The sequence below is a fragment of the Allosphingosinicella deserti genome (genome assembly GCF_003012735.1).
Lineage (GTDB): Bacteria > Pseudomonadota > Alphaproteobacteria > Sphingomonadales > Sphingomonadaceae > Allosphingosinicella > Allosphingosinicella deserti.
This window is the reverse complement of sequence record NZ_PXYI01000001.1, coordinates 883,180-901,276: the sequence shown is the minus strand read 5'-3', so window position 1 is coordinate 901,276 and position 18,097 is coordinate 883,180. Positions and strand designations below refer to the sequence as shown.

The 18,097-nt window shown below is 64.3% G+C and carries 15 protein-coding genes; 9 read left to right on the top strand and 6 right to left on the bottom strand.

Going from position 1 to position 18,097, the window contains the following annotated elements; translation table 11 throughout:
- The first annotated feature begins 41 nt into the window (after window positions 1-41).
- The 3 genes from C7I55_RS04155 to C7I55_RS04145 all read left to right on the top strand — a co-directional run bounded on the left by C7I55_RS04155 (window position 42) and on the right by C7I55_RS04145 (window position 2,806).
- On the top strand, window positions 42-926 hold the full coding sequence (locus tag C7I55_RS04155) for a F0F1 ATP synthase subunit gamma (RefSeq protein WP_106511571.1): 885 nt from the start codon (window positions 42-44) through the stop codon (window positions 924-926).
- Window positions 927-953: 27 nt separating this feature from the next.
- Window positions 954-2,411 carry a F0F1 ATP synthase subunit beta gene (atpD, locus tag C7I55_RS04150; RefSeq protein ID WP_106511570.1) on the top strand — a complete coding sequence of 486 codons (1,458 nt, stop codon included), beginning with the start codon at window positions 954-956 and terminating at the stop codon, window positions 2,409-2,411.
- A gap of 128 nt (window positions 2,412-2,539) precedes the next feature.
- Window positions 2,540-2,806, top strand: a complete 267-nt coding sequence (locus C7I55_RS04145) for an ATP synthase F1 subunit epsilon (protein WP_106511569.1) — start codon at window positions 2,540-2,542, stop codon at window positions 2,804-2,806.
- Between the two features lie 54 nt (window positions 2,807-2,860).
- On the opposite strand, the gene C7I55_RS04140 is transcribed toward C7I55_RS04145, so the two are convergent.
- Window positions 2,861-3,298: a DUF6265 family protein gene (locus C7I55_RS04140; RefSeq protein ID WP_233222029.1), complete on the bottom strand. Its 438-nt coding sequence runs from the start codon at window positions 3,296-3,298 to the stop codon at window positions 2,861-2,863.
- A 28-nt stretch (window positions 3,299-3,326) separates the two neighbouring features.
- Window positions 3,327-4,247, bottom strand: a complete 921-nt coding sequence (locus tag C7I55_RS04135; RefSeq protein ID WP_106511568.1) for a DMT family transporter — start codon at window positions 4,245-4,247, stop codon at window positions 3,327-3,329.
- Window positions 4,248-4,338: 91 nt separating this feature from the next.
- Between C7I55_RS04135 and C7I55_RS04130 the strand changes: the two genes are divergently transcribed.
- Complete coding sequence (locus tag C7I55_RS04130) at window positions 4,339-5,877, top strand: CpaF family protein (RefSeq protein ID WP_106511567.1); 1,539 nt, start codon at window positions 4,339-4,341, stop codon at window positions 5,875-5,877.
- A 16-nt stretch (window positions 5,878-5,893) separates the two neighbouring features.
- Here the strand turns inward: C7I55_RS04130 and C7I55_RS04125 are convergent, their stop codons facing one another.
- The gene (locus C7I55_RS04125; protein ID WP_106511566.1) at window positions 5,894-7,114 is read right to left on the bottom strand and encodes a GAF domain-containing sensor histidine kinase; all 1,221 of its coding nucleotides are present in this window, start codon (window positions 7,112-7,114) and stop codon (window positions 5,894-5,896) included.
- 127 nt (window positions 7,115-7,241) lie between these two features.
- Window positions 7,242-7,454 (bottom strand): hypothetical protein, encoded by a 213-nt coding sequence (locus C7I55_RS04120; protein WP_106511565.1) that lies wholly within the window; start codon window positions 7,452-7,454, stop codon window positions 7,242-7,244.
- A gap of 104 nt (window positions 7,455-7,558) precedes the next feature.
- Here C7I55_RS04120 and C7I55_RS04115 point away from each other — a divergent pair, with 104 nt between their 5' ends.
- Window positions 7,559-8,383, top strand: a complete 825-nt coding sequence (locus C7I55_RS04115; RefSeq protein ID WP_106511564.1) for a class I SAM-dependent methyltransferase — start codon at window positions 7,559-7,561, stop codon at window positions 8,381-8,383.
- A gap of 33 nt (window positions 8,384-8,416) precedes the next feature.
- Here C7I55_RS04115 and C7I55_RS04110 read toward each other — a convergent pair whose 3' ends face one another.
- Together C7I55_RS04110 and phaR are read right to left on the bottom strand one after the other, a co-directional pair.
- Window positions 8,417-9,727, bottom strand: coding sequence for a metal-dependent hydrolase family protein (locus tag C7I55_RS04110; protein ID WP_106511563.1), 1,311 nt, complete (start codon window positions 9,725-9,727; stop codon window positions 8,417-8,419).
- A 78-nt stretch (window positions 9,728-9,805) separates the two neighbouring features.
- A complete protein-coding gene (phaR, locus tag C7I55_RS04105; protein WP_106511562.1) occupies window positions 9,806-10,366 on the bottom strand; it encodes a polyhydroxyalkanoate synthesis repressor PhaR in 561 nt (186 codons plus the stop codon).
- Window positions 10,367-10,493: 127 nt separating this feature from the next.
- Between phaR and C7I55_RS04100 the strand changes: the two genes are divergently transcribed.
- The 4 genes from C7I55_RS04100 (at window position 10,494) to C7I55_RS04085 (ending at window position 17,735) form a co-directional block, all read left to right on the top strand.
- Complete coding sequence (locus C7I55_RS04100) at window positions 10,494-11,441, top strand: alpha/beta fold hydrolase (protein ID WP_233222027.1); 948 nt, start codon at window positions 10,494-10,496, stop codon at window positions 11,439-11,441.
- A 61-nt stretch (window positions 11,442-11,502) separates the two neighbouring features.
- Window positions 11,503-12,678: an acetyl-CoA C-acetyltransferase gene (locus C7I55_RS04095; protein ID WP_106511560.1), complete on the top strand. Its 1,176-nt coding sequence runs from the start codon at window positions 11,503-11,505 to the stop codon at window positions 12,676-12,678.
- A 358-nt stretch (window positions 12,679-13,036) separates the two neighbouring features.
- Complete coding sequence (locus tag C7I55_RS04090) at window positions 13,037-16,384, top strand: TonB-dependent receptor domain-containing protein (RefSeq protein ID WP_106511559.1); 3,348 nt, start codon at window positions 13,037-13,039, stop codon at window positions 16,382-16,384.
- A 187-nt stretch (window positions 16,385-16,571) separates the two neighbouring features.
- Window positions 16,572-17,735 (top strand): aspartyl/asparaginyl beta-hydroxylase domain-containing protein, encoded by a 1,164-nt coding sequence (locus tag C7I55_RS04085; RefSeq protein WP_158266281.1) that lies wholly within the window; start codon window positions 16,572-16,574, stop codon window positions 17,733-17,735.
- Window positions 17,736-18,097: the final 362 nt, after the last annotated feature.

The following is an 18,097-nucleotide window of genomic DNA, read 5'->3' as shown; positions in this document are numbered from 1 at the left end:
CCCAGCTTTCGCCGGGATGACGGAATAGAAGCAGGAACAGAATGGCCAGCCTCAAGACGCTCAAAGGCCGGATCGCGTCGGTCAAGTCGACGCAGAAGATCACCAAGGCGATGAAGATGGTCGCCGCCGCCAAGCTGCGCCGGGCGCAGCAGGCGGCCGAGGCCGGCCGTCCCTATGCCGAGCGCATGGAAGCCGTGATGGCGAGCCTCGCGTCGAAGGTGGTGGTGGGGCCGCAAAGCCCGAAGCTGATCGCCGGCACCGGCGCCGAGCAGACCCATCTGCTCGTCGTCTGCACCTCCGATCGCGGTCTTGCCGGCGCGTTCAACACCAACATCGTTCGCGCCGCCCGCAAGAAGGCCGACGATCTGATCCGGGAGGGTAAGACCGTCCATTTCTACCTCGTCGGCCGCAAGGGTCGCGCGGTGATCGGGCGCTTGTTCCCCAAGCAGATCGTCCATCAGCACGATACCGGCGCGATCAAGCAGGTGCGCTTCGCCGACGCGCAGGAGATCGCCGAGGATCTGACCCAGCGCTACGAGGCGGGCCAGTTCGACGTCGCCCATCTGTTCTACGCCCACTTCCGATCGGCCCTGGTGCAGGATCCGGTCAGTCAGCAGATCATCCCGGTGTCAATGCCGGAGAGCAGCGGCGCCGTCGCGAGCGGCGTCGAAGCGGCCGTGGAATATGAGCCGGAGGAGGAGGATATCCTCGCCGCCTTGCTGCCGCGCAACGTCGCCGTGCAGATCTTCCGTGCCTTGTTGGAGAATGCGGCGTCCGAGCAGGGCAGCCGCATGGCCGCGATGGACAACGCCACCCGCAATGCCGGCGACATGATCAATCGTCTGACAATCCAGTATAACCGGACTCGTCAGGCAGCGATCACCACCGAGCTCGTCGAAATCATCTCGGGCGCCGAAGCGCTCTAAGACCTTAAAGAGGCAAGGAAAGAAGCCATGGCCACCGCCGCAAACGCCACCACCCACACCGGCCGCATCAGCCAGGTCATCGGCGCCGTCGTCGACGTGACCTTCGACGGCGAACTGCCGGAGATCCTCTCGGCGCTCGAAACCGAGAATAACGGCAGCCGCCTCGTCCTCGAGGTCGCCCAGCATCTCGGCGAAAACACGGTCCGCACCATCGCGATGGATTCGACCGACGGTCTCACCCGCGGCCAGCCGGTCCGTGACACCGGCGACCAGATTCGCGTGCCCGTAGGGCCGATGACCCTCGGACGGATCATGAACGTGATCGGCGAGCCGATCGACGAGCAGGGCCCGATCAATGCCGAGACGACCGCGCCGATCCACGCGGAGGCGCCGTTGTTCGTCGACCAGTCGACGGACAACGCCATCCTGGTCACCGGCATCAAGGTCATCGACCTGCTGGCGCCTTACGCCAAGGGCGGCAAGATCGGCCTGTTCGGCGGCGCCGGCGTCGGCAAGACCGTGCTCATCCAGGAGCTGATCAACAACATCGCCAAGGGCCATGGCGGCACCTCGGTGTTCGCCGGCGTCGGCGAGCGCACCCGCGAGGGCAACGATCTCTATCACGAGTTTCTCGACGCCAACGTCATCGCCAAGGACGCGAACGGCAAGCCGACCCCGGAGGGCTCCAAGGTCGCCCTGGTGTTCGGCCAGATGAACGAGCCGCCGGGAGCCCGTGCCCGCGTTGCGCTTTCGGGCCTCACCATCGCGGAATATTTCCGCGATCAGGAAGGCCAGGACGTGCTGTTCTTCGTCGACAACATCTTCCGCTTCACCCAGGCCGGCTCGGAAGTGTCGGCACTGCTCGGCCGCATCCCTTCGGCGGTGGGCTATCAGCCGACCCTGTCGACCGACATGGGCCAGCTGCAGGAGCGCATCACCTCCACCAACAAGGGGTCGATCACCTCGGTGCAGGCGATCTACGTGCCGGCCGACGATCTTACCGATCCGGCGCCTGCGACGTCCTTCGCCCACTTGGACGCGACCACCGTTCTGTCGCGCGCCATCTCCGAACTCGGCATCTACCCGGCCGTCGATCCGCTCGATTCGACCAGCCGCGTGCTCGAGCCCCGCACCGTCGGCCAGGAGCATTACGAGACCGCGCGCGCCGTCCAGGAGATCCTGCAGCGCTACAAGTCGCTTCAGGACATCATCGCCATCCTCGGCATGGACGAGCTCTCGGAAGAGGATAAGCTGGTCGTCAGCCGGGCCCGCAAGATCCAGCGCTTCCTCTCGCAGCCCTTCCACGTCGCCGAAGTGTTCACCGGCATCCCCGGCAAGTTCGTGCAGGTCGAGGACACGGTCCGCTCGTTCAAGGCGGTGATCGACGGCGAATATGACCACCTTCCGGAAGCGGCCTTCTACATGGTCGGCGGCATCGAGGAAGCGGTTGCCAAGGCCCAGAAACTGGCTGCGGAAGCCGCGTAATTGTCACTCCCTCTCCCCTTCAGGGGAGAGGGTCGGGGAGAGGGGGAAGAGTCGCTCGCACTGCGGGTTCGGAGACTCCCCCTCTCCCGACCTCTCCCCTAAAGGGGAGAGGAGGTAAGGAAAAAACCATGGCCGATCTCCACTTCGAACTCGTCACGCCAGAGCGCCTCGTCCGCAGCGACGACGTCTACATGGTCGTCGTTCCCGGCAGCGAGGGTGAATTCGGCGTGCTCGCCGGGCACGCGCCGTTCATGTCGACGCTGCGCAACGGCGATATCGCCATCTACCGCACCGCCGGCGCCGAGCCCGAGCGGATCCCGGTCGAAGGCGGCTTCGCCGAAGTCAGCGACCGCGGCCTGACGGTGCTCGCCGAGCGCGCCGAGGTGCCCGCATAAGCGTCCGCTACGTCGAACGCGACGAGGGCCGCGCTCCCTGGAGCGCGGCCCTTTTCATTTGATGCGAGCGTAGCGCCAGCTTTGCGCCTTGCTGCCGTCGGCGAGCGAAGTCGTTGCGACGAGCGTCTCGCCGTCGCGCCGGTAGGCGATGCGCTGCGGATAATCGTGATCCCGATTGAGGAAGACGATCTCGCGGGCGCCGAACCTCTCTCCCGGGAAGGCGATCGCAGGCTTGCCGCCCGGAGCGCCCCAGAAAACCAGGCGCCCATCGGCATCCGGCGCGATCCGCATGAACTCGAAGCTCCGGACGATCTCAGCCGTTCCGCTAGAACCGCTGCCCAGCAGCAAGTTTCCGCGCGGCCGCGACCAGGTCTCCTCGGTCCAGACACCGTCCGCTTCGGCAGACCAGCTTCCAGACATCCATCCGAGGTCCGGAACCGCTATGTCCGCAGGCGCCGCGGCCAGCAGCGAAAGAGCAAGAAACACCTTCACCAGCGACTCCTTTCCCCAGCGCGAAAGTCTAGCTCGTCGCTTCGCCCAAGTCCTTCACTCTTTGCGCACGCCACAGCAGCAGGCCGCCGCCGATGATCAAGGCGGCGCCGCCGAAGCCGGTCGCGTCCGGCGCGTCGCCGAACGCGATCCAGCCGAGCGCCGCAGCGACCAGCAATTGCACATAGGTCATCGGCGCGACGACCGACGCATCGGCGCGTTCGACCGCAGCGAAGATCAAGGCGTGCCCCAGCGTCGCGAAACAGGCGACCGCCAGGCATTTGCCGACCACCGCAAGCGACGGCGCCGGAATCGACACCAGTCCGGATCGTGCGAGCAGGAAGGCTGCGGCGATCAGCAAGGGCGTGGCCATAGCGGCAAGAAGCAATTGCATGGTCAGCATCGGAGCATCCCCGGCCGCCTTGCGGTTGAACATCATCAGCCAGCTCATTCCGAAGGCCGCGCCGATCGGGAACAGGGCGACCGCGCCGAGTTCGTAGAGATTGGGCCGGAGCACGACCAGTACGCCAACAAAGGCGAGCAAGGTCGCAAGCCAGGTCGCCCGCGTGGTACGCTCCCCAAGCACGAGCGGCGCGAGCAAAGCGGTCATGATCGGGCTGGTGAACTGGATCGCCGTGGCGTCGGCGAGCGGCATCACCATCACGCCGCCGAAGAAGCAGAGCGTCGCCACCGACACGGCGACTCCTCGGCCGAACTGCAAGGCGGGGCGCGGCAGCACGAAACCGCTTTGCCCTTGCCGCAGCGTCACCAGCAGCGCGAGCCCGGCGGTTCCAAACGTGTAGCGCAGTGCCGAGACCGCCGGTGCAGGCCACTCCCCCGCCATCGATTTCACCACCGCGTCGCCACATGAAAGGCTGGCGAAACCACACAGCGCTATCAGGAGGGCGGTTCGCGCGGAGGCACGGGCGGGAGCGGAGGTCGTCGAAGCCACGGCGCCCCTTCTCCTGCGGTTAGGCAATTGTCAAAGTTTCCAGCCTATTCACCACCCTCGGACGTGTTACTTCGATCAGGGTTCGCGCAATATGAGTGCATTCGGTAGGCGAGGCGGTAGTGGCGGGTCCGGGTTGAGGCCCGCTTTCGGCGTGGCGAAGCCGATGAAAGGCCCCGGCGGCCCCGCTCCGCTTCCGTCCGAGGCGCCCCCGATCGGCGGAGATCAGTTTCCGCCGATCGACACGATGGATTTCGCGTCGGAAGATGTGCTTCCCGGCGGGGTCCCCGATCGCGGCACGGATGCGATGTCCCGCCTTGCCGAGCGCATGGCCTCGGTCAGCGAATCGCCGGTCTCGCGTAACGAGGGCTTCGAAGCCTCGATCCACCGCATCAAGGAGCAGGTGCTCCCGCGCCTGCTCGAGCGAGTCGACCCCGAAGCCGCCGCGACCCTGTCCAAGGACGAGCTTGCCGAGGAATTCCGGCCGATCATCGGCGAGGTGCTCGCCGAGCTGAAGATAAACCTGAACCGCCGCGAGCAGTTCGCGCTGGAAAAGGTGCTGGTCGACGAGCTTCTCGGCCTCGGCCCCTTGGAAGAGCTGCTCAACGACCCCGAGATCAGCGACATCATGGTCAACGGGCCGAACCAGACCTTCATCGAAAAACGCGGCAAGCTGCAGATTGCCAACATCCAGTTTCGCGACGAGGAACATCTGTTCCAGATCGCCCAGCGGATCGTCAACAAGGTCGGCCGGCGCATCGATCAGACCACGCCCCTCGCCGACGCCCGGCTCCAGGACGGCAGCCGCGTCAACGTCATCGTGCCGCCGCTGTCGCTTCGCGGCACCGCAATCTCGATCCGTAAATTCTCGGAAAAGCCGATCACGGTCGACATGATGAAGAATTTCGGCTCGATGTCGGACAAGATGGCGACCTGCCTCAAGATCGCCGGCGCCAGCCGCTTCAACATCGTCATCTCCGGCGGCACCGGCTCGGGCAAGACGACGATGCTCAATGCGCTGTCGAAGCTGATCGATCCGGGCGAGCGCGTGATTACCATCGAGGACGCGGCCGAACTCCGGCTGCAGCAGCCGCACTGGCTGCCGCTCGAAACACGCCCGCCCAACCTCGAAGGTCAGGGCGCGATCACCATCCGTGATCTCGTCATCAACGCCCTTCGTATGCGCCCCGACCGGATCATCCTCGGCGAGATCCGCGGCAGCGAGTGTTTCGATCTCCTCGCTGCGATGAACACCGGCCACGACGGCTCGATGGCGACGCTCCACTCCAACTCCCCGCGCGAATGCCTCGCGCGTATGGAGAACATGGTGATGATGAGCGACATCAAGGTTCCGAAGGAGGCGATCAGCCGCCAGATCGCCGATTCGGTGGATCTGATCGTCCAGGTGAAGCGCCTTCGCGACGGCTCCCGCCGCACCACCAACATCACCGAAGTGATCGGCATGGAAGGCGACGTCATCGTCACCCAGGAGCTGTTCAAGTTCGAGTATCTGGACGAAACTGCGGACGGCAAGATCATCGGCGAATACCGCTCGATGGGTCTGCGCCCCTACACGCTGGAAAAGGCCAAGCAATATGGCTTCGACCAGCCTTATCTCGAGGCATGCCTGTAAGGCCGCCGCTCCTGGTTCAGACGGAAACCGACTCCGCGCGGGCGCGCGCCTCGTCAAGGCCGCTCTCTGCATCCATCGAGAAGGTGAAACGCGTTTCGACCTCGTTGGAGACGACATCGAGCACGCCGCCATGCGCCGCCGCGATCTCGGCCGCGATGTAGAGGCCAAGGCCGAGGCCTTCGCTGCGGCCGTCCGGGCCGGAGCGTTTGAACGGCTGGAACAGGGTCCGGATGCGCTCTTCCGCGATGGGCGTGCCGCGATTGGCGACACTCAGCTCGAAGCGCCCTCCCTTGCTTGCCGCCGTCACGAACACCGGCTGCGCCGGATCGCCGTGCCGCAACGCATTGCCGAGCAGGTTCGAAAGCAACTGCGCGAGCCGCGGCGGATCGCAGATGATCAGCTCGGGCGGACGGATATCGGCAAAAACCTCGCGGTTCGGATGGACAGGACGAAGCTCGGCGATCACCTGCTCCAGCGCGCCGGTGAGATCGCCGTCCCCAACCAGGCGGAGCGGCACCCCGCCACCGAGCCGCCCACGTGCGAAATCGAGCACGTCGTCGATCAGCCGAGCCATCCTTCGGCAGCTTTCCTGCATCAGGCCGAGAACCTTGGCCGGACGTGCTTCGAGCCTGGCGTCGGCAAGCAATCGGGTCCCGGCTTCGATCGAAGCAAGCGGGTTGCGAAGATCGTGGCCGAGCACGGCGATGAACTGGTCGCGCAGCTCGGCGGCCTTGGTCGCGTCGAGCAGCGCGGCCTCGCTGGCCGAAAGCCGCTGCTGGCCGTCGAGATGAAAGGCGATCAGATCGGCGAACAGCTCGAACGTCTGGATGATTTCGGGTTTATCGAGCTTCGCAGGCGCGGGATCGATTGCACACAGGGTTCCGAAAAAGGCGCCGTTCTTCTGCACGATCGGCATCGAGATGTAGCTTTGGAAGCCGTACATCTTTGGCGTGGGGTGATCACGGAAACGCGGATCCTCGGCGACGTGGTCGATCACCACCGCGCGTTCACTCTGCCGAATCTCGTTGCAGATCGTGGTAGCGAGTTCGAGTTCGCTGCCGGGCACGAGGCCGAAGTCGATCTCGTCGCGTACGGCACAGGCCGTCCAGCTATTCTCTGTCACCCGGGCGACCGCGGCGAAGCGCAACCCGGTGACGCGGCAGACCACGTCCAGGATGGATGGGATGGCGTCGATCGCAGCGATTGCAGCGACGTCTTCGGCAACGTCCCGGATCACGTCTTCTCCACCCTTTCCGTGAACATCGCGCAACCCTAGTCGAACCGATGCTCGTTGTCGAACCGGCGGCGGCCAACCACTTGCTTCGGCAGCTTAATATCGGGTCCCTCGTCCTCCGCAGTCCAGGTCAGCCCGCCTTGATCGCCAGAGCGAGCGCGACCACGGATCCCATGAAGGCGAGAACCTGGACGAGGTTCCATGGCACCCAGCCGACACGATCGAGATGCCGACGTCGGGTCCGGCGATGCTCGGCGAGCGCCGCGACGGCCGCGAGCGCGAACAGGAGCCCCGCAGCGGTCCACAGGAACGTAGACGGTTCGCTGAAATCCAGGGACGTCACACGCCCGCCCTTGCTCTGTCGCCGGCTCGAACCGCCCTTGTGCCTGCTTGCGCCACCATATCCCTTCCGTCATGAACCTGCTGACGCCAGATAGGGAGAGGTTGATGATCCGCCAGACTGTATACGCCGCAATCGCCGCAGGAACCCTCCTTTCGGGATGCGGGCCGACGGCGAGCGCCGAACGGGCGGCGGCCGTCTCTGTTTACGCCGACACGTCGATCGCGGCGGCGATCGGGGCCGAAACGCGCACGCCGGCAAACGTCGCGCGCGACCAATATCGCCACCCGCGCGAGACATTGGGCTTCTTCGGCGTCGAGCCCGACGACACAGTCGTCGAGATCTGGCCCGGCGGCGGCTGGTATACCGAGATTCTCGCCCCGCTGCTCAAGGAGCAGGGCTCCTATTGGGCGGTGGCATCGGAGCGCGGGCTTGGCGGCGTTCGCACTCTCACCGCCAAGGATCCGGCGACCTACGGCAAGATCCGCCTTGCCGCTTTCCCGGCGCAGGGGTCCGACGCGCGCGTGCCGGACGGCAGCGCCGACGTCGTGCTCACCTTCCGCAACGTGCACAATTGGCTAATGGCCAACCCGCCGGTCGGCGAAGAGGCGTTTCGCCAGGCGTTCGCCATGCTGAAGCCGGGCGGCGTGCTCGGCGTGGTCGAGCACCGCCTGCCCGAAAGTGCCGATCCGGCGCAGGAGCGTGCCTCGGGCTACGTCAAGGTCTCCACCGTCCGCCGCCTCGCCGAAGCGGCCGGGTTCCAGCTGGTCGACCAGTCGGAGATCAACGCCAATCCGCGCGACACCAAGGACCACCCGAACGGAGTCTGGTCGCTGCCCCCCAGCTATCGTGGCGGTGACACCGACCGCGCCCGCTTCGCCGCCATCGGCGAGAGCGATCGCATGACGTTGAAGTTCGTCAAGCCGAGGTGAGGCCTGCCCCCGGTCGCGAGACCGGGGGGAAATTCAGGGCTTGGCGACCTGCCCGTCCTTCATCACGAAGCTGACTTGCTTGAGAACGGCGACGTCCCTCAGCGGATCGCCGGCCACCGCGATCAGGTCGGCGCGCTTGCCGGGCTCGAGCGTGCCGATCTCGGCCGAGAGGCCCAGCAGGTCTGCAGCGTTGACCGTAGCCGCCTTGATGGCTTCCGCCGCAGGCATTCCGTGCTTGACCAGCAATTCGAACTCGTCGGCGTTGCGGCCATGCTTCGACACGCCGGCATCGGTGCCGAAGGCGATCTTGACCCCGGCCGGATAGGCCTTCTCGACATTCTTGCCGGTGATCCCGATCCGCCACTGGATCTTGGGCATCACTTCAGCCGAATAGGCGTTCGGATCCGCGGCAAGGCGCTCGAGATAGCCGTTCACCGTCGAAAGGGTCGGCACCAGATAGGCGCCACCGCGCTTGAACAGGCGAACGCTTTCGTCGTCGAGCATGGTGCCGTGTTCGATCGAGGCTGCACCGGCCGCCAGCGCCAGGTTGATGCCGTCTGCGCCATGGGCATGGACGGCCACCTTCTTTCCGTACAGGCGTGCGGTGTCGACGATCGCCTTGGCTTCGTCGTCGAACATCTGGGCGCCGAGCCCCGTGCCGATGCGGCTGTTGACCCCGCCAGTCGTCGCGATCTTGATCACATCGGCGCCGCGGCGGATCTGGAGCCGGACGGCGCGGCGACAGGCATCCGCGCCGTCGCAGAGATTGTCCTGAACGATGCCGCCGTGGAGATCCTCGGCAAGGCTCAGCGTCGAATCCATGTGGCCGGACGTCGTCGAGATCGACCGCCCCGCATCGACGATTCGGGGCGCCAGCACATCGCCGCGCGCCGATGCGTCACGGAGCGCCAGCGCAGCGCCGCTGCCGTCGCCGAGGTTGCGCACGGTGGTGAACCCGGCCTCGATCGTCTTTTTCGCATTGCCGAGGGCGCGAAGCGTCTTGGCCGGCGCTTCATCGCTGACGTCTTCGACGAGCGCGGCAAGCCCACCGGCGTCGGATTCGAGGTGGACGTGCGTGTCGATCAGCCCGGGCAGAACATAGCGGTCCGACAGGTCGATCAGCCGCGCGCCGGCGGGCGGCGGCGTCAGCCCGTCCCTGATCTCCCTGATCCGGCCCTCGCTGACGATGATCGTCGCCGGGCCGCGCGCGGCACGACCCGGGCGATCAAGCAATTGGCCGGCATGGATGACAATGACCGCCGGCGGGCCCTGCGCGACCGCAGGGTGGCCGGCATATGCCGACGCAACCAGGACGAGCAGACCATGAGCAGCGACTCGACGCATGGGATCTCCGATGAGAATGCGTAGACCATGACAAGGCCTGCAGCCCGGGCTTCGGGCGCACGCCACCGTCACACTCTCTTACTTGCCGAGCTTATCGACCTTCGCCTGAAGCGCCGCCAGCTCGTTCCTCAGACGGTCGATCTCGTTGTCGGCCGGCGGCGGGGTCGCCGCGGAGGGAGTGGCAGGCTTCGTCGGCGGGGTCACGCCGGCACGTCCAGCCGCATTCTGGAACAATTCCATGTTGCGGCGGGCCATTTCGGCGAACGGGCCGCCGGTGAAGGCACCGGCCAGTGCGTCGCGAAACTGTTCCTGGTTGCGCTGAAAGGCCTCGAGCGACGCCTCCAGATATTCCGGCACCAGGGACTGCATCTGCCCGCCATACATCCCGATCAGCTGGCGCAGGAAGTTGACCGGCAGCATCGTCTTGCCGCGCGCCTCCTCGTCCATGATGATCTGGGTGAGCACCGCGTGCGTGATGTCTTCTCCGGTCTTGGCGTCGACGACTTTGAACTCGCGCTTTTGGCGGACCATCTCGGCCAGCCGCTCGAGCGTTATGTAACTGGAGCTTTCCGTGTCATAGAGGCGCCGGTTCGCATATTTCTTGATAATGACGACATCGTCGCCGGACGCAGCTGCCATGAACTGTCCTCCCGAGCCTTTGCAAAGTGCACTAGCACCGACGCTTTCTGCACCGCAACAGAAGCCGCGTCCACTCCCTCTGTTCCTTGCGATGTTGCGCAGCGAAACGGCGCAACATCCGGAGCGCATGGAGAAAGCCTTGCTGGGCCTTCGAAAGTATCAGGAATCCGCGCGGCGGGCACCGCTGAAGCAGAAGCCGGCGATCCACACCGTGCACGGCGCGAGCCTGCGCGATTATGGCGGCAGCGGTCCTCCGGTCGTCTTCGTTCCGTCGCTGATCAATCCACCGAACGTGCTCGATCTCTCCGTCGATCGTTCGCTGCTGCGCTGGCTGGTCGCGGAAGGACACCGGCCGCTGCTCGTCGACTGGAGCGCCGATGTCGATTCGCGTCGCCATCTCTCTGTCGCCGGCCATGTCGAGCACATCGTAGCTCCGATGCTTCGGGCGCTGGGAGGATCGGCAGCGCTCGTCGGCTACTGCCTCGGTGGGACGATGGCGCTTGCCGCAGCGTCGATCACGCCGGTGCGCAGCGTCGCGACCATCGCCACGCCCTGGCATTTCGCGCACTATCCGGAGGAGGCGCGCACCCTGCTCGAATCCCTGTGGACGCAGGGCCGACCTACCGCCGAGCGGCTCGGGCTGTTTCCGATGGAGCTGCTGCAGAGCGCCTTCTGGAGCCTCGATCCGGCCCGCACGGTGTCGAAGTTCGAGCGCTTTGCCCAACTTGACGGTGGAAGCGTGGAAGCGGAGGCCTTCGTCCTGCTCGAAGACTGGGCCAATGACGGCCCCCCGATCGGCGGTGCCGCGGCGCGCGAACTGTTCGAGGATCTGTTCGCAGCGGACCTCTCCGGTCGCGGGGCCTGGCGAATCGGGGACGCCCCCGTGATCCCGGCCGACCTCCCGATGCCGTTGCTCAACATCGTCTCGACCGTCGACCGCATCGTCCCCGCCGCAAGCGCCACCGATGCGGGAGAGAGGATCGAAATCGACAAGGGTCACGTCGGCATGGTCGTCGGCGGCAGTGCGCGGACGAGCCTGTGGGAGCCTCTCCGCGACTGGCTTTTCCGCTTCTGAGCAAGCTGCTAGGGCGGGCCGAATTCGACGCCGCAGCGCGTACGCCAGGAGAGACAATTCCATGACCGACGTCGTCATCACCGCCGCCAAGCGCACTCCCGTCGGCGCCTTTCTCGGCGCCTTCGCCGCCACACCTGCCCATGAACTCGGTCGCATCGCAGTCGCCGCTGCGCTCGAGCAGGCCGGGGTCGCGCCGGACGAAGTCTCGGAAGTCATTCTCGGCCAGGTGCTGACCGCGGCTCAGGGCCAGAATCCGGCACGGCAGGCGTCGATGGCGGCAGGCGTACCCAAGGAGGTTCCCGCCTGGGGCGTCAACCAGGTCTGCGGATCGGGGCTTCGCGCCGTCGCCCTCGCCACCCAGGCGATCCAGACCGGCGACGCCGCGATCGTCGTCGCCGGCGGCCAGGAGAGCATGAGCCTGTCCAACCATGCGCAGGCGCTGCGTGCGGGCACCAAGATGGGCGGTCTCGAGCTCGTCGACACGATGATCAAGGACGGGCTGACCGACGCGTTCAACGGCTATCACATGGGCATCACCGCCGAGAACCTCGCCGAGAAGTATCAGGTCACCCGTGAGGATCAGGATGCCTTCGCCACCGCATCGCAGAACAAGGCGAGCGCGGCGCGCGCCGAAGGCCGCTTCAGCGACGAGATCGCGCCGGTGACGCTCAAGACCCGCAAGGGCGAGACGGTCGTCGACAAGGATGAATATATTCGTGACGGCGTCGAGCAATCCGGCCTCGCCGGCCTTCGCCCCGCCTTCCGCAAGGACGGGACGGTGACCGCAGGCAATGCGTCCGGCCTCAACGACGGCGCGGCTGCGCTGGTGCTGATGAGCCGAGAGGAAGCCGAGCGTCGCGGCGCGCCGATCCTCGGCCGGGTGGCAAGCTGGGCCTCCGCCGGCGTCGATCCCTCGATCATGGGCATCGGCCCCGTCCCGGCGACCCAGCGTGCCCTCGAGAAAGCGGGTTGGACGATTGCCGATCTCGATCTCATCGAAGCCAACGAAGCCTTCGCCGCTCAGGCACTCGCCGTCGGCAAGGAGCTCGGCTGGGACGCGGCCAAGGTCAACGTCAATGGCGGCGCGATCGCTATCGGCCATCCGATCGGCGCCTCCGGCGCCCGCGTGCTGACCACCCTGCTCTACGAAATGGGACGTCGCGACGCCAAGAAGGGCCTTGCCACCCTCTGCATCGGCGGCGGCATGGGTATCGCGCTCTGCATCGAGCGGGACTGAGTTCGATCATCCGGCGGCATGATTCAGCGCCGCCTTGTCGTGGGGATTGGCGCGGACGTGGACACGCCGCCGGCGCTACGTGGCACACCATCGCCACGGTCGTAAGGGTGCACTCAGCGTTCACCTTCGCAGTCAGTTCGAAGAACCAGGTACGAGTTTCGCCCGGAAAAGCGCACCATGTTTCGTTTCCATTTGCCACGAACTTTCCAGCAATATCAGCCAAGTGTTGCAACTAGGCGACATCTCGCCCCTATTCTGAATTTCCGTTCATCTAGCGCTTGAACAGCTTGGGCTCTTCGTCTCTCTGGGCCGCAGAAGCCGCAGAGCTAGCGGCGCGCACTTATTCAGGGGTTGAGGGATGAGGAAAATTGGACTTCTCGGCACGAGCGCGATTCGCTCGGTTGCCTTCGTTGGGCTCGTAGCAGCCTCGATTACGCCCGCACTCGCGCAGGACGGGGCTGGCAATACCGATGATCCCGCGACCCTGCAAAGCGAACAGGAGATCGAATCCGGCGAGGATGCCTCCGCAGGCGCGCAGGGCGAAGAGACGATCACCGTCACCGGCTCGCGTATCCGCCGGCCAAATCTCGATTCGAACGTTCCCGTTACGTCGATCGCCGGCGAATCCTTCATCCAGCAGGGCGATACCAACATTGGTGACGCGCTCAACGAATTGCCGCAGCTTGCCAGCACGTTCGCACAGCAGAATCCGGGTCTGGGCATCGGCATCGCCGGACTCAATCTGCTCGATCTTCGCCAACTTGGCCCGCAGCGCACACTGGTCCTGGTCAACGGTCGCCGCCATGTCGCCGCGGACATCACGAACAATGCCGCCTCGGTCGACATCAACACCATTCCGAACGACCTGATCGAGCGAGTGGACATCGTCACTGGCGGTCAATCGGCGATCTACGGTTCGGACGCTATTGCCGGTGTCGTGAACTTTGTTCTTCGTCGCGATTTCGAAGGTGCGCAGATTCGCGGCAATGCGTCCGTTGCCGAAGAGGGCTATGCCGGCGAGCAATATGTCTCTGCGATGGTCGGGAAGAACTTCGGCGACAATCGGGGCAACATCACGCTTCATGCTGAATATTCCAACCAGGAGCGTGTTTTCGGCTCACAGGTGCCGCGCTATCGGCAGGTGAACGGGCTTCTCACCGTCGACGTGGACTCCACGCCGAGCGACGGCAATCCGGATCGCGTCTTTTTCCGCGACGTACGCAGCGCTACCAACAACCGTTATGGCCTGGTCCCGGTAACGCAAGCCATCGGCGGGGCGGCACCCTGCGGCACGAGCGGAGCTGCCAACGCCGCACCGTTCAACTGCGTCTACATCTTCGATGCCGCTGGTAGGCTGACGCCGCAGACCGGCACACGCGTTGGCACTACCCTCAATGGTTCGTTCATCGGCGGGAACGGCCAGACTGGTCGCGAGGACACGCTCCTCTCGATCCTGCCCGAGGTCCAGCGCTACAATGTCAATCTTCTTGGGCATTACCAGTTCAGCGACGCCTTCGAGGTGTTCGTCGAAGCGAAATATGCCCGTGCCGATGCGATCGGAAACAACGCAAGCCCGACATTCACCCAGGGCGGCTCCTTTACAGAAAACGGATTGGGCAGCGCGACTCCGCAGCGCGAGCGCTTCCGCCTCGACAACCCGTTCCTCAACCCCGCCGACCGGGCATTCCTTACGAACGCGTTTCTGACATCCGGCTGCGATCCGACGATCACCGGCGCTGCTTGCGCAGCCGCGACTTCTCCAACGAGCGCGACCCGCCTCTCCGCGACCGAGATCGCCCAGATCACGGCCGGAACCTACCGTTTCCCGATCGGCAAGCAGTTCCTCGACATCGGTATCCGGGACGAGGTGTTCAAGCGCGAGACATATCGCGGCGTGGTCGGACTGCGTGGGACGTTCAACGACGACTGGAGCTACGAGGTCTCGGCCAATTACGGCGTTTTCAAGCAGGACAACACGAACCGCGGCTTCGTTGACCGGCAACGTTTCCTGCTTTCCCTTGATGCTGGCATCGATCCGGCCAATCCGGGCGCAGGCATTCAGTGCCGCGCGAAGTTCGATCCGGCCGCTCGTGTGCCTTTCCAGTCGGCGATCCTGACATCAGCGCAGAACGCCTTCATTGCAGCACGGCTTGCGTCTGACATCGCCGCGTGCGTTCCCTACAATCCGTTCGGAGCTGGTGGCGCCCAGAACCAGGCGGCGTCGAACTATTTCGTCTACACCAACAATGATAGCGCCAAGATCGACCAGCTTGTGATCTCCGGCTTCCTTTCCGGCGACAGCAGCCAGGCATTCGAGCTCCCCGGTGGGCCGGTGCGCTTCGCAATCGGCGGCGAATACCGGCGCGAAGATGCCGAATATATCAACGATCCGATCGCGCTTCAGGGCGTAACCAACGCGGTGGTGCTCGGCACGGCTACGCCTGCGGCCACCAAGGTGAAGGAAGCTTTTGGCGAGATCCAGCTCCCAATCCTCAAGGACGTTCCATTCTTCGAGGAGCTGACCGTCACCGCCGCGGGTCGAGTGTCCGATTACAACACCATCGGAACGGTCTACGCCTACAATGCGGGCGTCGAGTGGGCGCCGATCCGCGACGTCCGTTTCAGAGCCAATTACGGCCGATCCGTTCGCGCTCCCAATCAGTCGGAAACGGCGTTTCCAGTCGTACCAAATTTCGCGCCCGGCTTTGCTGATCCTTGTTCGGGATCACAGATCGCGACCGGCTCTGCGACACGCGCCGCCAACTGCCTTACCGACCTCGGTTCCGACCTTCTCGCCAGCATCTCCTCGCTTGGGACGCCATCATTGCCTGTGCTGAGCGGAAGCAATCCGGATCTCGCTGAAGAGAAATCGGATTCGTACACGGTCGGTGTCGTTATTCAGCCGCGGATGATCCCCGGCCTGTCCTTCAGCGCCGACTACTTCGACATCAAGGTCAAGAATGTGATCGTTGCGCTTGGCGCTCAGGCGATTGCCAACAATTGCTACGACTCGCCGACGCTCGACAATCCGTTCTGCGCTCTCTTCGAGCGTTATCGCGGGCCGAATCCCGGCCCGTCCGGAGAAATTCCGGGGCAGATCCTTGGCAACAGCCTGCGTCAGGTCCCGCTCAACTTCGCAAGCCGGATCCGCCGTGGCATCGATTTCGAGCTGTCCTATCGCACGCGCTTGAGTGACAAGGCTCGCTTGAGCACCAATGTCATATACGTCCACAATCTCGACAACAGCAATTTCCAGGATCCACAGAACCCGGACTTCGAAAACCGTGTTCTTGGCGAACTCGGAACACCGAAGGACGAGTTCCGCTGGGATACGGATCTGGCCTTCAACGATTTCACGTTTGGGTACCAGATGCGCTATATCGGGCCGCAATATGTCAGCGTGTATGAGGACTTCAACGAGCTGCAAGGCCGACCCGCCGAAAATCCGGATTTCGCCGACACGATCAAATACCCGAAGACTTTCTACCACAATATCCGTCTTCAGTGGGATATCCCTGGTGTCGATGGCGGAGAGAGCAAGTTCCGGCTTTATGGCGGCGTCGACAACCTGCTGAATACATTCCCGCCGCTCGGCCTGACCGGCACGGGTACGGGTGGAGCCGGCGGCGATCGCGGCACGGGTAACGCATCGATCTTCGAGGCGCTTGGCCGCACCTTCTACGCCGGCGTTCGCGCTCGGTTCTAACTCCAGCTCCGAATTGGTCTGGGCCGGGGGACGATATCCCCCGGCCCTATTTTTTTGGCGTCTTAGAGACAGCAGAAGCGGGAAGAAGATTCACGCCGGCAGGTACTTTCCACATCTTCGTGCTCTGTTATGGTCGGCTGATCCGGGTCGCATGAACAGGCAACCCTTCCTTCTTCCAAGACGTCCGATGCAGCAGCTGAGCAACCAAGAAGCGGAAAAACTCGTTCGCGAGGGCGTGCAGGCGCTCCAGAGCGGCCGAGGATCCTTAGCCCGCTCCCTGTTCAACAGAATAGCCGAGACCGGTCGCGCCAACGCGCAGATCTGGCTGCTGTTGGCCATTGCATGTCGCACCGAGGGCGATATGGCAGCAACGGAGGCGGCCGTAGATCGCCTGCTCGCGCTCGAGCCGCGCATGGTGCGCGGACATATCCTCAAAGGTGATTGTCGTTCGCACGCCGGGGACGAAGGTGCCGCCCTTGGCTATTATGAAAGCGCCAGACTTCTCGCCGACGGACAGGCGTTGCCGCCCGACCTTGTTGCGGAGCTTCGACGGATCGAGAGTGCGATCGAAGAGCTTAAAGAACGCATCGAAGCACGAAGGGAAGCGGCTCTCGTGGAAGCCGGACTGACGCCGGACACCCGAAGCCCACGCTTTCAACAGGCGCTCGACATTCTATCGGGACGCAAACGGATCTTTGTCCAGGAACCAACCGCCTTCTACTTCCCTGGCCTGCCGCAAATCCAGTTCTACGATCCCGCTTCATTCGCATGGGCAGCTCCGCTCGAAGCCAGCACCGCGGCGATCCGAGGAGAATTGGCGCGGCTGCTGGAGTCGACCGGAACCAAGGACTTCCGGCCCTATATCCAGTCGGATCCCAACCGGCCGCGCAGAGACGACAATCCCCTTCTCGACAGTACCGATTGGAGCGCACTCTTTCTGATCGAAAACGGTAAAATTGCGAAGGAGACAATCGCCCGTTGCCCCCGGACCTGGGAAGCGGTGCAGGCGGCACCTCTGCCCCACATGACGAACTCTCCAAGCGTCATGTTCTCCCTTCTGCGCCCGGGTAGTCGTATCGTACCGCACACCGGCATGTTCAACACACGCCTCGTCTGTCATCTGCCGTTGATCGTGCCGCCCGGGTGCGGCTTCCGCGTTGGTAACGAAGTACGCGAGTGGGAAGTTGGCAAGCTTTTCATCTTCGACGACACGATCGAGCACGAAGCGTGGAACGACAGCGGTGACGATCGTGTGGTGCTGATCTTTGACATCTGGCGTCCCGAACTCAGCCACCGGGAGCGAGACGAGGTTACCGCATTGTTCGCTTCCTCTCCGCTCGGATCACGATAGCCGATCCCCACACCGGCATCGGCTAGGGCAACCCCGGTCGGGCCCCGCGCATCATGAGGCCACTAACGAAGATTGCCATTGCCGAGGTCCCGCGATCAATCCTGTGCCCCCGTCGGACGTGGTACAGAAGCCCCACACGCTTTAGCCGGACAGCAACGGATCGGCCTCGGCTGCGCGGACAGCATTTCCGCCGACGGGGGAACTCGCGGAAAGGCTCGGCATTCCGCGGGCGGTCGAGGGTCAACAATGTGTTGCAGTTCGGTTACATTAGTCGCGGTTCCGTACCGGGATTGTCCCTGACCCCTTGATAGACTTTGCTTATTCGTCTCTGCACCCCCGAGAGGCCGCACGGGATTGCGGCT